Here is a 17,195-nt window from a genome sequence, read left to right as displayed (position 1 = left end):
AAATTTGGCCGGACCGGATCGGCGGGTTACGGTACGCCGAAAGCTTGGTGTACCCGCTCGATCTCGCACGGTTCCATACGTTGTGGGGGCCGACGCCCCCGATGACATCAGGAGCGTTGCCATGACGAATCCGCCCGAGGGACAGCAGCCTCCCTTCGGTCAGCAGCCGCCGGTCGAGCCGGGGATGCCATCCGGGCCGCCGGGGTATCCGCACGCGGGGTTCGGCGCGGGTGGGCCGCCGGGGCCCGAATATCCGGATGGACCCGACGTTTTCATCCCGCCGCCCGCGCCGAAGAAGAAGCGGACCGGGTTGTTCATCGTGCTCGGTGTCGTCGCGCTGGTGGTGATCGGCGCGCTGGTAACGGGCGTGGTGCTCACGTTGCAGGGTCGTACGCCGCTGTCGTCGGACGAGAAGCAGATCGATGTCGCGGTGCGCGACTTCTACGACACGCTCGACTCCGACGGTTTCGTCGCCGCCGCGCAGCTGGCTTGCCAGGCCGATCGCACGGAGATCGACAATCTCACCACCGAGCAGCGCGCGCAGTTCGAGCGGGCGACGGTGCAGGTGACGATCGATGACGTCAAAGACATCGTCATCACCGGTGACGATGCGAAGGCGACGGTGACCGGCCAACTGACGCTGTCGGTGGAGGGCGAGGAGCCCGATACCGAGTCCAGCACCGAGGAGCACCTCACCAAGGAAGACGGCACCTGGAAGATCTGCTCGGCACCGGCCAACAAACACTGATCGAACGCCGCCTCGGGCGACCCCGCGCATCCTCGGGATCGACACCGGGACCATTGCGATCACGCTGATCCCAACCCTGGTCGTGCACACGGGCGCACGGCACTATCAATGGCGAGGCGGGCGTGGCTGAGTGGTTTAGGCAACGGTCTGCAAAGCCGTTAACGCGGGTTCAATTCCCGCCGCTCGCTCTGTGGGGAAAGCGGCTGGGTCGTGGAATGATCGGATTCATGTCACGGCCCAGACCGCTCTCCCATGACCCCATCGCCGAGGCGTACCGGCAGTGGGTGGCCCACGGCTGGGAATCGGTCGCCGACGGGATGGCCCTGGTGACCTCGCTGGTCCGGGCGCAGCAGATCGTGATGGCACGCGTCGACGAGGCCCTCAAACCGTCCGGCCTGACGTTCTCCCGCTACGAACTCCTGCAACTGCTCAGTTTCAGCCGCACCGGCGCCCTGCCGATGGCCAAGGCGAGTGCGCGTCTGCAGGTGCACCCGACGAGCGTGACCAATACCGTCGATCGACTCGAAGCCGCCGGGCTGGTGATTCGGGTCCCGCACCCCAGCGATCGACGGGCAACTCTCATCGAAATCACCGATGCGGGAAGGAAATCCGTGTCCGAGGCCACGGCGGCACTCAACGCCGAAGTGTTCGCCGAACCCGGTCTGCCCGCCGATCAGGGTCGCGATTTGATACGACTGCTGGCACAATTCCGACACGCCGCGGGCGATTTCGATATCGACGACCCGGAAAACCTCGCATTCCACGCGACCTGGCAACCGACGGGTGAATCTTCGGCCGACCCCCTTGGCAGCTAGCGCGAAAAGGTCCACGATGTAGCCCATGGTGCTGATCCTCGGGGTATCGGCGGGCGCGGGTGGAGCCCGTGCCGTGCTGACCCATTCCGATCAGCCCCACATGCCGCCCATCGACCGGATTCACGTACCGCGCCGGGCAGGGGGCTCGGTGGAGGAATCGGTACTCACCGCGATCCACCGTATGCGCGCGGCGGCGGCAGAACGCGACGAATACATCTCCGGCACGGCTGTCACCTGCCGCAGCGAGCTCCAGGCCGACGCGATCAGAGCGGCCGCGGGCCAGGCCGACTTCGCGATCGTCGACGAACCGCTCGCCCAGCTGCGCTACCTGCGTTTCACCGGCCTGCTGCCCGCCGCCGACTCGGTCCTGCTCTACGACCTCGGCAGTTCCGGTCTGACCATCACCCACGCCGACTGCCGCACCGAGACAATCATCGCGGGCAAACGCAGCACCCTCCTCAGCGGCAACGGCTACGACGCGCTGTTGCGCTGGCAACTCGCGCGCAGCGGCATCTCGACCGACGCGCATGCCAGCCGCGAACACCGAGAATCGTTGAGCCGCACCAGGGTTGTCACCGCCGCCGATGCCGACACCGGCGGCCGCACGGTACTGACCCGCAGTGACCTGGCCGCGTTATGCGAAGCGGGACTGCATCATTCGGCCTCGTTCGTGCGTCTGCTGATCGAGGAGACAGGGGTGCGGCCGGGAGCGCTGGCACTACTGGGTGGCTGCACCCGCAACCCGAGTCTGCGGGCGGATCTGGGCCGGCTGATCGGTCTGCCGACCGTGTACGACCCTGAGCCGGAATATGTTTCGGCTCGGGGCGCGGTGCTGCTGTGCGCCCGCCGTCCCTCGGCGCGGTTACGCATGCCACGACGAGGTGCGGGCGTCATCGGCGTCGCGCCGCGCGCGAGCCACCGAAAACTTCTCGCCGCGGTCGCGGTGACGGCCACCCTCGGTGGCACCGTCGTCGGCCTGCTCAGCAACGACAACACCTCGGCGCGGTCCCCTGAGGAGGGCACCGCGCCGACTACCGCGCACTTCATCGACGGTGCGCCGCGCTGGAAACCGAACTAGCGGTTGCTGAAGTTCGGCGGTCGCTTCTCGACGAAGGCGGCCATGCCTTCCTTCTGATCCTCGGTCGCGAACAGCGAATGGAACACCCGGCGTTCGAACAGCAGCCCCTCGGCGAGGGTGGTCTCGAACGAGCGGTTCACCGCCTCCTTGGCGATCATCGCGACCGGCAGCGACATCGACGCGATGGTCTGCGCGGCCTCGAGCGCGGTGTCGAGCAATTCGTCGGCGGGCACGACCCGCGACACGAGCCCGGAGCGCTCGGCTTCCTCGGCGCCGATCATCCGGCCGGTCAGGATCAGATCCATCGCCTTGGCCTTGCCGATCGCGCGGGTGAGACGCTGCGAGCCGCCGATGCCGGGGATGACGCCGAGCGTGATCTCGGGCTGACCGAACTTGGCGCTGTCGGCGGCGATCAGGATGTCGCACAGCATCGCCAGCTCACAACCGCCACCGAGCGCGTAGCCCGAGACGGCGGCGATGGTGGGCTTGCGGAAGTTGGCCAGCCGGTCCCAGCGGGCGAAGTAGTCGGCCAGGAACATGTCCATGTACGACTTGGGCGCCATCTCCTTGATGTCGGCGCCCGCGGCGAAGGCTTTCGCCGAGCCGGTGATCACCACGGCGCCGATGGAATCGTCGCCGTCGAGTTCGTCGAGCGCGGCGATGACGTCGTCGAGTACCTGGGCATTGAGGGCATTGAGCGCCTTGGGCCGGTTCAGGGTGATCCAGCCGACCCCGCCCTTCCCGTCGGCGCCGCCCTTGCGCTCCAGCAGAATCGTCTCGAATTCGGTCACGGCCACCCTCTTGTCAGTCAACGGTCACGGATCACGCTGACGATACCGAGCCAGGTCGCCCACCGGTGCGGGGTACCGCGCCGATCAGGCCCGCAGTCCCAGTTCGCGCTCGCCGAGCGCGGCGAAGTAGGCGTCGACCTGGGCATCGGTGACGTCGGCGAGCGTGGCGGGCGACCAGTGCGGCGCGCGGTCCTTGTCGATCACCTGCGCGCGGATACCCTCGACCAGATCGTGGGTGCTCAGCGCGGCCACGGTGATCCGCAGTTCGGCATTCAGCGCCCCGGCCAATGTCAGGTCGCGGGCAGCGCGCAGCGCGCGCAGGGTCGCTTTCAGCGCGATCGGGGATTTCGACAGCAGGTCATCGGCGGCCTTGGTCGCTTCGGGCGAATCTGCCGCACGCAGCGCCTCGACGATCTGTTCGACGGTGTCGGCGGCGTAGCAGGTATCGATCCAGTCGCGCTGGGCGTCGAGTTCGGATTCCGGTGCGGGCGTGGCGAATCGGGCGATCGCCTCGTCGGCCGGGGCGGTGCGCAACGCGTCGAGCAGGGCGGACAGGTCTTCGGAGGCGACGAACGTATCGGCGAAGCCGGCCACGATCGCGTCGCCAGCGCCCATCCGCGCGGTGGTGAGCGCCACGTGGGTGCCCAGCTCGCCGGGGGTGTGCGAGAGCAGATAGGTGCCGCCGACGTCGGGCACGAAGCCGATGCCCACTTCGGGCATGCCGATCTGCGAGCGCTCGGTGACGATACGGTGGCTGCCGTGCGCCGACAAGCCCACTCCGCCACCCATCACGATGCCGTCCATCACCGCCACGTACGGCTTCGGGTAGCTGCCGATCAGAGCGTTGAGCAGGTATTCGTCACGCCAGAACGCCGCCGACGCGGTGTCGATCGGCGCCGGTACGTCCGGGCCACCGCCGTTGATCGTCTTCGCGTCGCGATGGATGGCCACGATGTCGCCGCCCGCGCACAGGCCGCGCTCGCCCGCGCCGACGACCGCGACGGTCCGGATCGCCGGATCCATAGCCCATGCCCGCAGCTTCTCGGTGATGGCCAGGCTCATCGAGTGGTTGAGCGCGTTGATCGCGCGCGGCCGGTTCAGCGTGATCACACCGAGCCCGCCACGTACCTCGAACAGCACTTCCGCTTCACTCATGCCCGTCACGATAAAGTCGGATATCGGAGGATCCGAAACTGTGGCGCGCCGTCTGTGACGCATTCCACCGCGTCCGATTTGCGGCACAATCAGAGCATGGGCAGCGACCACTTCGTGCGGATCACCCGCCTGCGCGCACTGATCGACCACGAGAACACCGGCGCGGGCGAGCGCGCCACCGCGGAGCGCATGCTCGAGCGTTTGCTTCGAAAATCCGCGGGCCACAATGGTTCCGGCACCGCCCCTGACCGCGTCTACGGTTCGCGCCATCACCGCGCGGGCAGGCACGCGAGCACCGCGTCGATCGTCGAATTCGTCCGCGAGGACATCGCCTTCGCCCGCACTTTCGTCGCCGCGGGCGCCCCCGGCGAGGTCACCGTCCACAGCCCCCTCGCCGCGGCCCCCGCTGAACTCACCGTGGCCGTCACAACCCCGTTCGCCGACCAGATCGTCGTCACGATCACCGATATCCCGCCCTCATGGGGCTGGGAACCCGACGAATTCGACCGCATCACCGCCACCGAGGACCTGCGCCGACTCGCCGACGAACTCGCCGAGATCATCGACAGCTACAACCACGACGGCGCGGACGTGGGCCCGCGCTTCTTCCGCACGATCCGCGCCCAGGAAACCACCCTGATCCTCTGATTCACCCAGGTCGCAGTGGCCCTTGCCGAGTGAGCAGGACGACCAGGCCGACCATGAGTACGAGCGCGCCGATCGCCAGCACCATGCTCGCCACGACCGGACCTCCGGTGGTGTAGTCGGCCGCCACCTGTACCACCGCGATCGCGGTCCCCGCGGCCCCGCCGAGCACCAGCACGGCGTCGCGCCGAATCGCGTACAGCACGAAGCAGACCACCCCGATCAGCGCGGTCGAGCCGGGCCGCCACAGCGATTCGCCCAACGTCAGCGTCTGCGCCCCGATCACCGCGATCACCCCGCCGAGTAGGTATCCGGCCCCTTCGGCCACCAGCAGGCGAGCCCATGCGAGGCCGAACCACAACGCGCCGAACATCATCAGCGCGATCCCCTGCCACGGCGATCGGGAATCGAACAGCTCCGAGGTCACGCTCAGGATGCTCGCGACACCGAAGCAGGCCACGGCGACCATACCGAGCGCGCTCGGCACCAGCAGATACCCCAGTATCGCGACAAGCAGTCCGGCGACCGAGGCCGCGATCGCCGTTTCGTCGCCGTGGTGCTGGTCGAACGCCGTCGCCACCGCGCCGGTCATCGCCACCGCCGCCAGCACGAGCAGCACCGCGGCCAACCTGACCCGCCCCGCCGAGGCGATCGGCACCCGCCGGTACACCCCCACGCATCCACCGGCCAACGCCACCGCTCCCCACATCGCGCACCCGGTCACCACCACCAGCAGCACCACCCGCCCCGACTGCGCCACCTGCGCCCACGCCTTGTCGATGAACAACCCCAGACCCGCGGCCACCAGCCCGGCCCCCACATACGCCACGATCTCGGCAGCCACCCATCCCCCACTCGCGCGCCCGGTCCGATCCTGCTCGTCGACCGCCCGCAACACCGCTGTCCGCTGCTCCCCACTGATCACCCCGGCGGCTACCAATCGTTCCAACGCCACATCCACCCGATGCTCGCGAACCATCCGTCGAGTATGTCGACCTGCGGCGACGATTCCGCCGGAAGCTGGGCGGGGCGTTTCGCGGCGGAGTGACGCGGTTCACACTAGAATTACTTTGATGTCCTAGTATCGGGCGCTCTACTACATGGCGGAGGCAGTCATGGACCTGCATGTTCCTGTGAATCCGGTGCGGTTCGTGACCTCGGCGGCCCTATTCGACGGACACGACGCGGCGATCAACATCATGCGGCGGATTCTGCAGGCCCAGGGCGCCGAGGTGATCCATCTCGGACACAACCGGTCGGTGCGCGAGATCGTCGACGCGGTGATCGAGGAGGACGTGCAGGGCGTCGCGGTCAGCTCCTATCAGGGCGGGCACATCGAGTTCTTCGAATACCTGGCGCAGGCACTGCGCGAGGCGGACGCGGACGAGGTGCGCATCTTCGGCGGGGGCGGCGGGGTGATCGTCGCCGAGGAGATCGAGCGGCTCGCGGCGAGCGGCGTGCGGATCTTCTCCCCCGAGGACGGCCAGCGCCTCGGCCTGCCCGGCATGATCAACGAACTGATCCGGCTCTGCGATGTCGACCCCGCGCGCACCGCCCCCGACCTCGACGCGCTCTACACCGGCGATCGAAACGCGCTGGCGCGCACCATCACCTGCTTGCAGCAGGGCGCACTGTCCGATGCCGACCGAGCCGCGATCGTGGCGGCGGCCGCCACACGGCGTGTCCCCGTGCTGGGCATCACCGGCACCGGCGGTTCCGGAAAGTCTTCCCTCACAGATGAATTGGTGCGCAGACTCCGCACCGACCAGCAGGACAAACTGCGCATCGCCGTCCTGGCGGTTGACCCGACCCGCAGACGAGCGGGCGGCGCCCTGCTCGGTGACCGCATCCGGATGAACGCCCTCGACGGCGATCACGTGTACTTCCGTTCGCTGGCCACCCGCGGCAATCACGAACTGCCCGACGATATCGACACCATGATCGCCGCCTGCCGGGCCGCCGGTCACGACCTGGTCATCCTCGAGACACCCGGTATCGGCCAGGGCGACGCGGGCATCGTCGACCACGTCGATGTGGCGCTGTATGTGATGACGCCGGAGTTCGGCGCCGCCTCCCAGCTCGAGAAGATCGACATGCTCGATTACGCCGACGTCGTCGCGATCAACAAGTACGAACGCCGTGGCGCGGCCGACGCGGTCCGCGATGTGGCGCGCCAATTGATCCGCAACCGTGCGGAATTCGGCGCGAGTCCCGCGGACATGCCCGTTTTCGGTACCAGTGCCGCGACTTTCGACGACGACGGCGTCACCGCGCTGTACCAGCACCTCACCGGTCTGCTCACCGAACACGGCCTGACGCTCGAACCCGGTGTGCTGCCCCGCGTCGACACCTCGGTCTCCACGCGCTTCGCCCAGCTCGTCCCCCCGTCGCGGGTCCGGTATCTGGCCGACATCGCCGACACGGTCCGCGGCTACCACGCCGATACTCAGCGCGAAGTCGCGGCGGCCCAGCGGATTCAACGGCTGACGCTGGTCCACGACGAACTCCCCGACGACGCGGCGGTCGCCGACCTGCTCACCCGGGCCCGTCCCGCGCTCTCCCCGAGTTCGACCGAAGCCCTGGCCGCATGGCCGACGGTCGCCGAAAGCTATCGCGGCGACGAACAGGTGGTCCGCATCCGCGACCGCGAACTGCGCACACCCCTGCGTCGCGAGTCCCTCTCCGGCACCAGCATTCCCCGCGTCGCGTTGCCGCGCTTCACCGACGACGGCGAACTCCTGCGCTTCCTGCGCGCCGAGAACCTCCCCGGCCGATTCCCTTTCACCGCAGGCGTTTTCCCTTTCAAGCGCGAGAACGAGGATCCCGCTCGAATGTTCGCGGGCGAGGGCGATCCCGCCCGCACCAATCGTCGCTTCAAGGTCCTCAGCGCCCACGCCGAGGCCACCCGCCTGTCCACCGCGTTCGACTCGGTGACCCTCTACGGCCACGATCCGGCCCCGCGCCCCGATATCTACGGCAAGGTGGGCACCTCGGGTGTCTCGGTGGCCACCGTCGAGGACATGCGCACCCTGTTCGACGGTTTCGACCTCGGCGCCCCGACTACCTCGGTCTCGATGACCATCAACGGTCCCGCCCCGACCATCCTCGCCTTCTTCCTCAACACCGCCATCGACCAAGCGCTGCACCGCTTCTCCGATGCCGAGGGCCGCGAGCCGACGTCCGGCGAAGCTGCCGAGATCCGGGCGCGCACGCTGTCGACCGTGCGTGGCACCGTACAGGCCGACATTCTCAAGGAGGATCAGGGCCAGAACACCTGCCTGTTCTCCACCGAATTCAGTCTGCGCATGATGGCCGATGTGCAGGAATGGTTCGTGCGCAACGACGTCCGAAATTTCTATTCGGTCTCGATCTCGGGATATCACATCGCCGAGGCGGGCGCGAACCCCATCAGCCAACTCGCCTTCACCCTCGCCAACGGATTCACCTATGTGGAGACCTATCTCGCGCGCGGGCTGGCGATCGACGACTTCGCCCCGAATCTGTCGTTCTTCTTCTCCAATGGCATGGACCCCGAGTACACGGTGATCGGCCGGGTCGCCCGGCGGATCTGGGCTATCGCGATGCGCGACCGGTACGGCGCGGGCGAACGCGCCCAGAAACTCAAGTACCACGTGCAGACTTCGGGTCGTTCGCTGCACGCACAGGAAATGCAGTTCAACGACATTCGCACCACCCTGCAGGCGCTGATCGCGGTCTACGACAATTGCAACAGCCTGCACACCAACGCTTTCGACGAGGCGGTGACCACCCCCACCGAGGATTCGGTGCGCCGCGCGCTGGCGATTCAGCTCATCATCGCCAAGGAATGGGGACTGGCCGTCAACGAGAATCCGCTCCAGGGCAGTTTCATCGTCGACGAACTCACCGATCTCGTCGAGGAGGCGGTGCTGCTCGAATTCGAGCGGATCAGCGAACGCGGCGGGGTGCTCGGCGCCATGGAGACCGGCTACCAGCGCGGTCGCATCCAGGACGAGTCCATGCGCTACGAACAGCGCAAACATGACGGATCGTTGCCGATCGTCGGGGTGAACACCTTCCGCGGCCGCGACGACGACACCGAGCACGCACCGATGGAGTTGGCCCGCGGCACCGAAACCGAACGCCGCTCCCAACTGGACCGGCTGCACAGTTTCCAAGCCGATCACGCCGAACAAGCCCATCTCGCGCTGGCCCGGCTGACCGACGTCGCCCACACCGACGGCAATATTTTCGATGTGCTCATGGACGCGGCGCGGGTGTGCACATTGCAGCAGGTCACCGATGCCTTCTTCGCGGTGGGAGGACAGTATCGGCGCACGGTGTGAGCAGCGTAATCCGTCGCTGCGCGCCGCTGACGTGTGACAATCGCCGAGAACAATGCCAGCGGCGGCGACGGGACGCACAGCATGGATCTGACCGACTTCGACATCATCGATGCCCATATTCACCAGTGGGATCCCCATGCCACGCCACGCGAGTTCAGCAAGCTGGCGAAACTGATGCGCTATCTGCCCGTGCCGGTCGATATCGCGGCGAAGCTGGCCCCGCGTGGTGACCGCGAATTCGTCGGCGACCCCAGCGCCTACCTGCAGCCCTATCTGCCGGCCGACTACCGCGCCGACCGGGGGAATACGCCGGTCGAATCGATCGTGGAAATCGAGGTGCAATGGACAGGCTGGAAGCCCGACGAGACGCGCTGGGTGGCGAGCCTGCCCTTCGGTGTCGACACACCCGCCTTGGCCACGATCATCGGCTCGGCCGACCCCGCCGCCGCGGACTTCGGCGCGGTGCTGGATGCGCATCAATCCGCGTCGCCGCTGTTCCGGGGCATCCGGACGATGGTCGCCCATCACCCTGATCCCGCCGTGAAGTCGTTCGCCGCGCACGACGGCGCGCTCACCGCCCCCGCCTTCCTGGACGGCTTCGGGCAGCTCGCCGAGCGGGGGCTCTCGTTCGACGCGTGGGTGTACTCGGGGCAGCTCCCCGAGGTGACGGCACTGGCCGAACGGTTTCCCGAGGTACCGATCGTGCTCGATCACCTGGGGACCCCGGCGGGCATCTTCGGACCGGTCGGCAAGAACACCGGACACACCGCCGCGCAGCGGGAGGCCCTGTTCGATCGGTGGCGCGAAGACCTCACCGATCTGGCCGCGCAGCCGAACGTAGTGGCCAAGGTGAGCGGGCTGATGATGCCGGTGCTCGGCCATCCGGTGCCGCGACGCGGCACGCCGACGCCCGTGCCGACGCTGCTCGGCCGGGTGCGGCCGCTACTGGCGCACGCACTGTCCGTCTTCGGCGCCGACCGGCTTATCTGGGGGTCCAACTTTCCCGTCGACAAGCCCATCACCAGCCTCGGTGGAGCAGCCGAGACCGCGGCCACCGGCCTGAGCGAGGCGGGTGCGAGCACCGACGACCTGCGGAAGGTGTTCGGCGGCAATGCCATCCGGTTCTATCGGATCGAGCCGGCCGAGTGAATCGCCGCGCACGCTCGCTCGTTTCTGTCGGTGCGCGGGTTTAGCATCGGCGCATGAAAGCCATCGGCACCTTCGAGGTCACCGCGTTCGATCCCACCGAGCTGACGCCGCAGCCCCCCATCGTCACCGGGATGCCGGTCGGCATCTCGACCATGACGAAGTCCTACGCGGGCGAGATCGAAGGACTCTCGGCCACGCTGTTCACCGCCGCCTTCGACATGGACACCGGCGCGGGCACCTACCTCGCGATGGAGTCGTTCGAGGGTGCGCTGAACGGCAAGGCCGGTGCGTTCAACTTCGTCCACTCCGCCACTACCGCGGGTACCGACCGCACCGACGAGTTCTTCCACATCGTCCCCAGCAGCGGCACCGGGGAATTGACCGGCATCGCCGGGACCGGCGCGTTGTACGTGGATGCCCAAGGCGGACACCACATCTGGTTCGAGTATGAGCTGGGCTGAACCGCTCCGATTCGAACGGCGGGGCAGTTCCACTGCCCCACCCAGCTCAACTCAAGTGTCGAATTCGGTGTAGAGCGAGCGCAATTCGCGTAGTCCCGTTGCCGCGGTCGGCTCGTCCTCGGTGGACATCCGAAGCGCGCGACGCAGCGGGATCGCGTCGAGATCGTCGATCACGGCGTGGAATTCGACGCGGGGCAGCTCGGGCAGGACCAGTTCGTCGCCGTAGGGGTCATCGGAATCGGCGGTGTGCGCCGATCTCTCGACGCCACCGATGAGGGTGTCCAGGTCGAGTCCGCGCAGGGTGAGGATCTCGCTCGGCTGTTCGTCGAGACGCTCGGCTAGCAGGTAGCAGACCGCGGCGACGTGCTTGCACGGCCAGCCCATGTCCGGGCAGCTACAGGTGAAGTCCAGCTCCGAGGCGGTGGTCGGCAGCAGGTGCGGGCCGAGCGCGGGTGGGAGCGCGCCCGAGGCGATCTCGGCGAGCATGCCGGGCGCCTCCCTGATCTCGGCGAGCAGCAGGTCGACCTCGTCTTCGCGCAGTGGCCGGATCGACAGCACCGAGGTGAAGGGGCTGGGTTGACTGCCCTGGACCTCGGCGGTCACCGCACCGCGTTCGATCCGGTAGTTCACCACCTGTCCGACCCTGGCGTAGGTGCGTCCGCGCGAGAGCCTGCCCGCGTCGGCCACTTTCTCCACCGCGTCGAGCAGCGATTTGCCCCACCAGGTCCGCCCGAAACCGCCGCGAGCCTGGGCTCCACCGCGGACCGGTTTACGCGGACCGAACTGGCTGAAGTCGGCCATCAGTCGCCCACCGCCTCGGCGCCGAGGGTGAACAGCTCGCGCAGTTCGTCGGTGCTCATCTCGGTGATCCAGTTCTCCCCCGCGCCGACGGCCAGATCGGCCAATTGCTTCTTACCGTTGATCATTTCGTCGATCCGCTCCTCGATGGTGTCGACACACACCAGCTTGCGGACCTGCACCGCACGCTGCTGGCCGATCCGGAACGCGCGGTCGGTGGCCTGGTTCTCGACTGCCGGATTCCACCAACGATCCAGGTGGATCACGTGATTGGCGGCGGTGAGATTGAGGCCGGTGCCGCCCGCCTTGAGCGAGAGCAACATCAGCGGCGGGCCGTTGTCGCCTTGGAAACCGGTCACCATGTCGTCGCGGCGCTGCTTGGCCACACCGCCGTGCAGGAACGGGATCGGGGTGCCGAATCGTTCGGTGAGATAGGGCAGGATCAAATCGCCGAATTCGCGGAACTGGGTGAAGAGCAGGGCTTTCTCGCCATCGGCGAGTACCGCGTCGAGCACGTCCTCGACCAGCGCCAGCTTGCCCGAGCGGTGCCCGCCGCGACGCAGGACCGGCGACCCGTCGCCCAGGTAGTGCGCGGGGTGGTTGCAGACCTGTTTGAGCCTGGTCAGCGCGCCGAGCACAGCGCCCTTGCGCGCCATGCCTTTCGCGTCTTTGAGCTTGTCCAGCATGTCGTCGACAACGGCCTGGTAGAGCGCGGCCTGCTCGACGGTGAGGTTGGCCCGCACCGTCATTTCCAGCTTCTCCGGCAGGTCGCTGATCACCGTCGGATCGGTTTTGAGCCTGCGCAGCACGAACGGATCGGTGATCAAGCGCAGTCTGTCGATGGCTTGCTGATCACGCTCACGTTCGATCGGCACCGCGAACTTGGCGCGAAACGATTGCGGGCTGCCGAGCAGTTTCGGCATGGCGAAGTCGAACAGGGCGCGCAGTTCTTCCAGGCGGTTCTCCACCGGAGTTCCGGTGAGCGCCAGCCGATGTCGCGCTTTCAGCGCCCTGGCCGCGCGTGCCTGCCTGGTCACCGCGTTCTTGATGTGCTGCGCTTCGTCGAGCACGATGCGCTCCCACTGCTGTTCGCTCAGCAGGGTGACGTCGCGGGCGAGCAGTGCGTAGGTGGTGATCACCAGGTCCGAATCTGCCACCGCCGCAGCGAATTCCGAACCGGTGAGCCGCCCGGGGCCGTGGTGCACGAGCATGCGCAGGTCGGGCGCGAACCGTTGCGTTTCCCGCTGCCAGTTGCCGACCACCGACATCGGACACACCAGCAGCGTCGGTCCGACCACCGACTCGCCCGTCGACGTCGGTCGCACGCCTGCCAGGCCGGCCTCACGCTCATGGACCAGCAGTGCGAGGACCTGCACGGTCTTGCCCAAGCCCATGTCGTCGGCGAGGATCGCGCCGCAGTTCAGTCGACTCATGGTGGCCAGCCAGCTCAGCCCTCGCTCCTGGTACGGACGCAGCTGAGCCTTCAGGCCGACCGGCACCGGAACCGGCTCGGGTTCGCTTTCCCTGGCGAATAATTCGGCCGCCCACCCGTCGGCGGTGACCTCGGTGACCGGGACATTGTCGACCCGTTCGGCGGCCAGTTCACCGATCATGTCGGCCAAGGTGATCGGGCTGTCGTCGGCGTGCTGCGCGACATAACGGGCGGCGGCGGCCAGTGCTCGATGGTCGGCCTGCACCCATTCGCCGCGCAACTGGACCAGGTCGGACTTACTGCTGATCAGCCGGTGCATCTCGGCGGGGGTGAGCACCAGATCGCCCAGCGCCAATTCCCAGCGGTAGGACAGCAGCCCGCTGAGTCCGACAGTGGATTCGGCGGCGGCGGGACTGCTCACCCGCAACCGCATACTCGGTTCGGCGATGTTCCAGGCGCGCGGCAGGAGTAGTCGAATTCCGGCTTCCTGCAGGGCATGTGCGCCGTGCGCCACCAGGTCGGCTACCACCTCGGTGGGGAGCAGCAGGTCGAGGCCACGCGGATCGGTGGGCAGGTCACGCAGGCGCGGGTAGGCCTTGCGCGCCTGGCCGAGTTTCTCCGCCGCTGTTCGCACGAGCACCGGATCATCGTCGAAGACAATGGGTTTGGGCGCGTCGTCGACCGGGCGCAGGCATACCTGGAGCCGCCACAGCGCCACCGATTCGTCGGCGGTACCGAATTCGCCGTCGGGTTCGCACAGGCGCAGCACGAGTTCCGGCTCGTCGGCGGCATAGCCTTCGCGCCACTGCGTCAGCGTTTCGGACAGTCGGTAGGAGCCGACTTCCAACGGAGTGTCGGCGATCAACGCGGCCAGCAGCGGGTGGGTCATCGTGCGGTGCGTGAGATATTCGCGGGCGATCGGGTCGGTGAGATGCGTGCACAGATCATCGAGCACGGCGGCAGGCGGACCGGCGACCCGCAGCGCCGGTGGCATCGCGGCAGCCAGCTCGGCCAGCCACGCCCGTTGACGTTGTCCGCCGACCAGCCGCCAGCGCACCCACCACTGACCGTCGGCCCGCTCGATCTGGGGCACCACCCGTCCGGCCCGCACCCACCGTTCGATGCCGCGCGCGACGTGCGCGAGGAACCGTAGATCGCCCGAGATGTTCTCGCGCGGGAGTCGGCTGCGCAGCACGACGGCCGCCGTCGGTGGCGCGAGCGCGTGCGCGCGAACCTCGGCGGTGCCCGACTGCCCCTCGGCATCGACGACGAACACCTCGGCGCGGTGCCGGAACCTGGCGCGGTCCAAGATGTCGCCGAGCACCGACCCCACGGCGACCGGCTCCGCGTCGTGCCACAGCAGTAGGCCCGATTCGGGGGACCACAGACCGTGCAGCATGGGCACCATCCAAGCAGGCGGCACCGACACCGATCACAGCCGCCATACCCCTGGATTTCTCGCCGCAACGAGCGGATAATTAAATAACCCCTGGTCATGGGCCGGAACACCCACCGGCGACAACTCCATACTCACCCAGGCGAGCCGGACTCGATCCGGTTCGGCCGATGACCCCTTGTAATTCGTGCGGAGGGCAGCGATGACGATTCTGCTCCAGGTTCTCGAGCAGAGCTACACACCCAACACCCCTTGGGAACGGCGCAAATTCACCTTCATCGACACCACGAAAATCCTCGGTATGCGCCTGGACGGCCAAGCCGGCGTCTGGCTCGATCTGTCCCGGCCCGGCGAATCCCAGCGCCTGGCCCACACCATCGACCCCCGGGAATCCATCACCTTCCTGCTCACCGTCTTCGCCAAGATCGCCGAGTGCGAAGAGCGTGGCGGTTCCTGGCTGGTCGGCCACGACGGCGCCCATGTCTCCTCGATCGCGGCGACGCGCTTCCCGCCGATCGCCAGTGGCCTCGCCGCCGACGACCTGCTGGCCCGAGCCTGGTTATAGGTCGGTCCTCTCCGCGAAATACGGCCTCGCCCGCCCAGAACTGACCCATCAGCGGTAATTGTCGGTGCCACCGACTACAACCTGCGGGTATGGGGAAAGCGGCGGGGTTGTTCGTGCTGGTGCTCGCGATAGCCGGGTGCGGGGTGATCGGGCCGACTGAGCCGGTCACTCCCGCTCCCGGCAGCCCGACGCGCGCCGAGGTCACCGCCCTGCTCGACACGGTGCGGGTCATCGCCTCGCGTCCTCGACCGGGCGGCTACGAACGCGGTTGCAAGGCGGGCCAGGCCTGTGTCTTCGGCCCGGCCTGGACCGATGATTCCGACGCCCCCGGCAGCCACGACGGCTGCGACACCCGCAACAACGTCCTGGCCCTCCAATTGCGCCAGGTCGTCCATCGCGGCCGCTGCGTGGTCGTGGAAGGCATCCTCACCGACCCTTACACCGGCACCGACATCGCCTTCAGCAAGTCCGACGGCGGCCGCATCCAGATCGACCACGTCTACCCGCTGGCCGCCGCCTGGGACATGGGCGCGGCAACCTGGACCGCCGACAAACGCCGCCGCTTCGCCAACGATCTCGCGATCAACCTCCTGGCCACCGGCGCCTCGACCAACCAGTCCAAAGGCGACGACACTCCGTCCGGATGGCTCCCACCCGCTCGGCCCAACCACTGCTTCTACGCGGCGAAGTACCTCACCGTCGCGGTCGACTACGACCTACCGATCACCGCCGCCGACAATGCCGCTCTCCACGACATCGCCCGGAGCTGTCCGTGAGGGCTGGCACCAGCGCTCACGCCCCGGTGGCCACGGCCCGCTTCGGATCGTTGGACCACTGCGAGTACGAGCCCGGGTAGAGCACGGCGTCGATGCCCGCGACGGCCAAGGCGGCGATCTGGTGGGCGGCGGTTACGCCAGATCCGCAATACACCGCGACCGGACCTTCGCCGAATCCCGCGAAACGAGCACGCAGGTCGTCGGCGCTGCGGAAATGTCCTGTGCCATCCAGATTCTCGGCGGTCGGCGCGCTCACCGCGCCAGGGATGTGTCCCGGTCGCGGGTCGACCGGCTCGACCTCGCCGCGATAGCGCTCGCCGGCTCGCGCATCGAGCAGCACACCCGGCCACTTCGCGGCGGCATCGGCGTCGATCACCGGCAGCCCGCCGGGACGAACCACCAGGTCACCGCCGACCGGGTCCGTTTCGGCGCCGGTCGCGAGTTCTCCACCGGCCGCGATCCAGGCGGGCAGCCCGCCGTCGAGGATGCGCACGTTGTCCACACCCGCCCACCGGAGCAGCCACCATGCCCTCGCGGCCGCCGTCGCGCCGGTCGCGTCATAGACCACCACCGGCTCGCCATCGCTCAATCCCCAACTGCGCGCGCACTTCTCGAAGGTGGCGGGCTCAGGCAGCGGATGCCTGCCGCGGGCAGGCGACGGCGCTGCGGCCAGTTCGGTCTCCAGGTCGACGAACACAGCGCCCGGAATATGCCCGTCGAGATAGTGCTGCGGCCCATTCGGATCACCCAGTGCCCACCGCACATCGAGTAGATGAATCGCTTTGTCCGCCAGCTCTTCCCGAAGCTCCGCCGACGAAATCAACACCGCGTCCAATCTCACTCCTTACCGAGGCCCCCACCTGCGAAACAGTTCCCGCCACCTTACGCACCGTGCCGCCCGACGGCATGGGACTTGTCCCTTCCCGCCCTCTCTCCGCGCCATCGGTCACTACGGGCACCCTCACGACCCGAGGTCCGCTGAGGCCGGTGGAGAGAACTGGACCGACGAGCGGTGCTGATGAATCAGTCCACTTTCGCGGGACTGGTAGGCGACGAGGGCG

At 67.7% G+C, this 17,195-nt stretch carries 15 protein-coding genes and 1 tRNA gene; 10 read left to right on the top strand and 6 right to left on the bottom strand.

The genetic code is table 11. The features are described from left to right. The first annotated feature begins 121 nt into the window (after positions 1 to 121). The 4 genes from OHS03_RS33830 (at position 122) to OHS03_RS33815 (ending at position 2,641) form a co-directional block, all read left to right on the top strand. Positions 122 to 748 (top strand): Rv0361 family membrane protein, encoded by a 627-nt coding sequence (locus OHS03_RS33830; protein WP_062984441.1) that lies wholly within the window; start codon positions 122 to 124, stop codon positions 746 to 748. A 116-nt stretch (positions 749 to 864) separates the two neighbouring features. Beyond that, a tRNA-Cys gene (locus OHS03_RS33825) sits at positions 865 to 936 on the top strand. Positions 937 to 975: 39 nt separating this feature from the next. Beyond that, on the top strand, positions 976 to 1,563 hold the full coding sequence (locus OHS03_RS33820) for a MarR family winged helix-turn-helix transcriptional regulator (protein WP_328659633.1): 588 nt from the start codon (positions 976 to 978) through the stop codon (positions 1,561 to 1,563). 25 nt (positions 1,564 to 1,588) lie between these two features. After that, a complete protein-coding gene (locus OHS03_RS33815; protein ID WP_328659631.1) occupies positions 1,589 to 2,641 on the top strand; it encodes a hypothetical protein in 1,053 nt (350 codons plus the stop codon). On the opposite strand, the gene OHS03_RS33810 is transcribed toward OHS03_RS33815, so the two are convergent. Together OHS03_RS33810 and OHS03_RS33805 are read right to left on the bottom strand one after the other, a co-directional pair. Beyond that, positions 2,638 to 3,432, bottom strand: a complete 795-nt coding sequence (locus tag OHS03_RS33810; RefSeq protein WP_062984543.1) for an enoyl-CoA hydratase — start codon at positions 3,430 to 3,432, stop codon at positions 2,638 to 2,640. The genes OHS03_RS33815 and OHS03_RS33810 overlap by 4 nt on opposite strands. Before the next feature lie 84 nt (positions 3,433 to 3,516). After that, on the bottom strand, positions 3,517 to 4,587 hold the full coding sequence (locus OHS03_RS33805) for an enoyl-CoA hydratase/isomerase family protein (protein WP_328659629.1): 1,071 nt from the start codon (positions 4,585 to 4,587) through the stop codon (positions 3,517 to 3,519). Between the two features lie 96 nt (positions 4,588 to 4,683). Here OHS03_RS33805 and OHS03_RS33800 point away from each other — a divergent pair, with 96 nt between their 5' ends. Then, positions 4,684 to 5,235, top strand: coding sequence for a hypothetical protein (locus OHS03_RS33800; RefSeq protein WP_328659626.1), 552 nt, complete (start codon positions 4,684 to 4,686; stop codon positions 5,233 to 5,235). 1 nt (position 5,236) lies between these two features. Here OHS03_RS33800 and OHS03_RS33795 read toward each other — a convergent pair whose 3' ends face one another. Further along, positions 5,237 to 6,211: a DUF2157 domain-containing protein gene (locus tag OHS03_RS33795; RefSeq protein WP_328659624.1), complete on the bottom strand. Its 975-nt coding sequence runs from the start codon at positions 6,209 to 6,211 to the stop codon at positions 5,237 to 5,239. A gap of 136 nt (positions 6,212 to 6,347) precedes the next feature. On the opposite strand from OHS03_RS33795, the gene icmF reads away from it, so the two are divergent. The 3 genes from icmF (at position 6,348) to OHS03_RS33780 (ending at position 11,167) form a co-directional block, all read left to right on the top strand. Further along, a complete protein-coding gene (gene icmF / locus OHS03_RS33790) occupies positions 6,348 to 9,557 on the top strand; it encodes a fused isobutyryl-CoA mutase/GTPase IcmF (RefSeq protein WP_407942439.1) in 3,210 nt (1,069 codons plus the stop codon). 81 nt (positions 9,558 to 9,638) lie between these two features. Then, on the top strand, positions 9,639 to 10,706 hold the full coding sequence (locus tag OHS03_RS33785; RefSeq protein WP_328659621.1) for an amidohydrolase family protein: 1,068 nt from the start codon (positions 9,639 to 9,641) through the stop codon (positions 10,704 to 10,706). A gap of 53 nt (positions 10,707 to 10,759) precedes the next feature. Then, positions 10,760 to 11,167 (top strand): DUF3224 domain-containing protein, encoded by a 408-nt coding sequence (locus OHS03_RS33780; RefSeq protein WP_328659619.1) that lies wholly within the window; start codon positions 10,760 to 10,762, stop codon positions 11,165 to 11,167. A gap of 51 nt (positions 11,168 to 11,218) precedes the next feature. Here the strand turns inward: OHS03_RS33780 and OHS03_RS33775 are convergent, their stop codons facing one another. Next, positions 11,219 to 11,968 carry an SWIM zinc finger family protein gene (locus tag OHS03_RS33775; protein WP_328659618.1) on the bottom strand — a complete coding sequence of 250 codons (750 nt, stop codon included), beginning with the start codon at positions 11,966 to 11,968 and terminating at the stop codon, positions 11,219 to 11,221. Beyond that, on the bottom strand, positions 11,968 to 14,796 hold the full coding sequence (locus tag OHS03_RS33770; RefSeq protein WP_328659616.1) for a DEAD/DEAH box helicase: 2,829 nt from the start codon (positions 14,794 to 14,796) through the stop codon (positions 11,968 to 11,970). The genes OHS03_RS33775 and OHS03_RS33770 overlap by 1 nt, the downstream gene beginning before the upstream one ends. Before the next feature lie 199 nt (positions 14,797 to 14,995). Between OHS03_RS33770 and OHS03_RS33765 the strand changes: the two genes are divergently transcribed. After that, positions 14,996 to 15,358, top strand: coding sequence for a hypothetical protein (locus OHS03_RS33765; RefSeq protein ID WP_056817960.1), 363 nt, complete (start codon positions 14,996 to 14,998; stop codon positions 15,356 to 15,358). Between the two features lie 89 nt (positions 15,359 to 15,447). Beyond that, positions 15,448 to 16,134 carry an HNH endonuclease family protein gene (locus OHS03_RS33760; protein ID WP_328659613.1) on the top strand — a complete coding sequence of 229 codons (687 nt, stop codon included), beginning with the start codon at positions 15,448 to 15,450 and terminating at the stop codon, positions 16,132 to 16,134. Positions 16,135 to 16,150: 16 nt separating this feature from the next. On the opposite strand, the gene OHS03_RS33755 is transcribed toward OHS03_RS33760, so the two are convergent. Then, a complete protein-coding gene (locus OHS03_RS33755) occupies positions 16,151 to 16,957 on the bottom strand; it encodes a sulfurtransferase (protein ID WP_425972085.1) in 807 nt (268 codons plus the stop codon). Positions 16,958 to 17,195 lie beyond the last annotated feature (238 nt).

Source organism: Nocardia salmonicida (genome assembly GCF_036142455.1).
Classification (GTDB): Bacteria; Actinomycetota; Actinomycetes; order Mycobacteriales; family Mycobacteriaceae; genus Nocardia; species Nocardia salmonicida.
The sequence above is the reverse complement of the archived record's forward strand: the minus strand, read 5'-3'. Positions and strand labels throughout refer to the sequence as shown.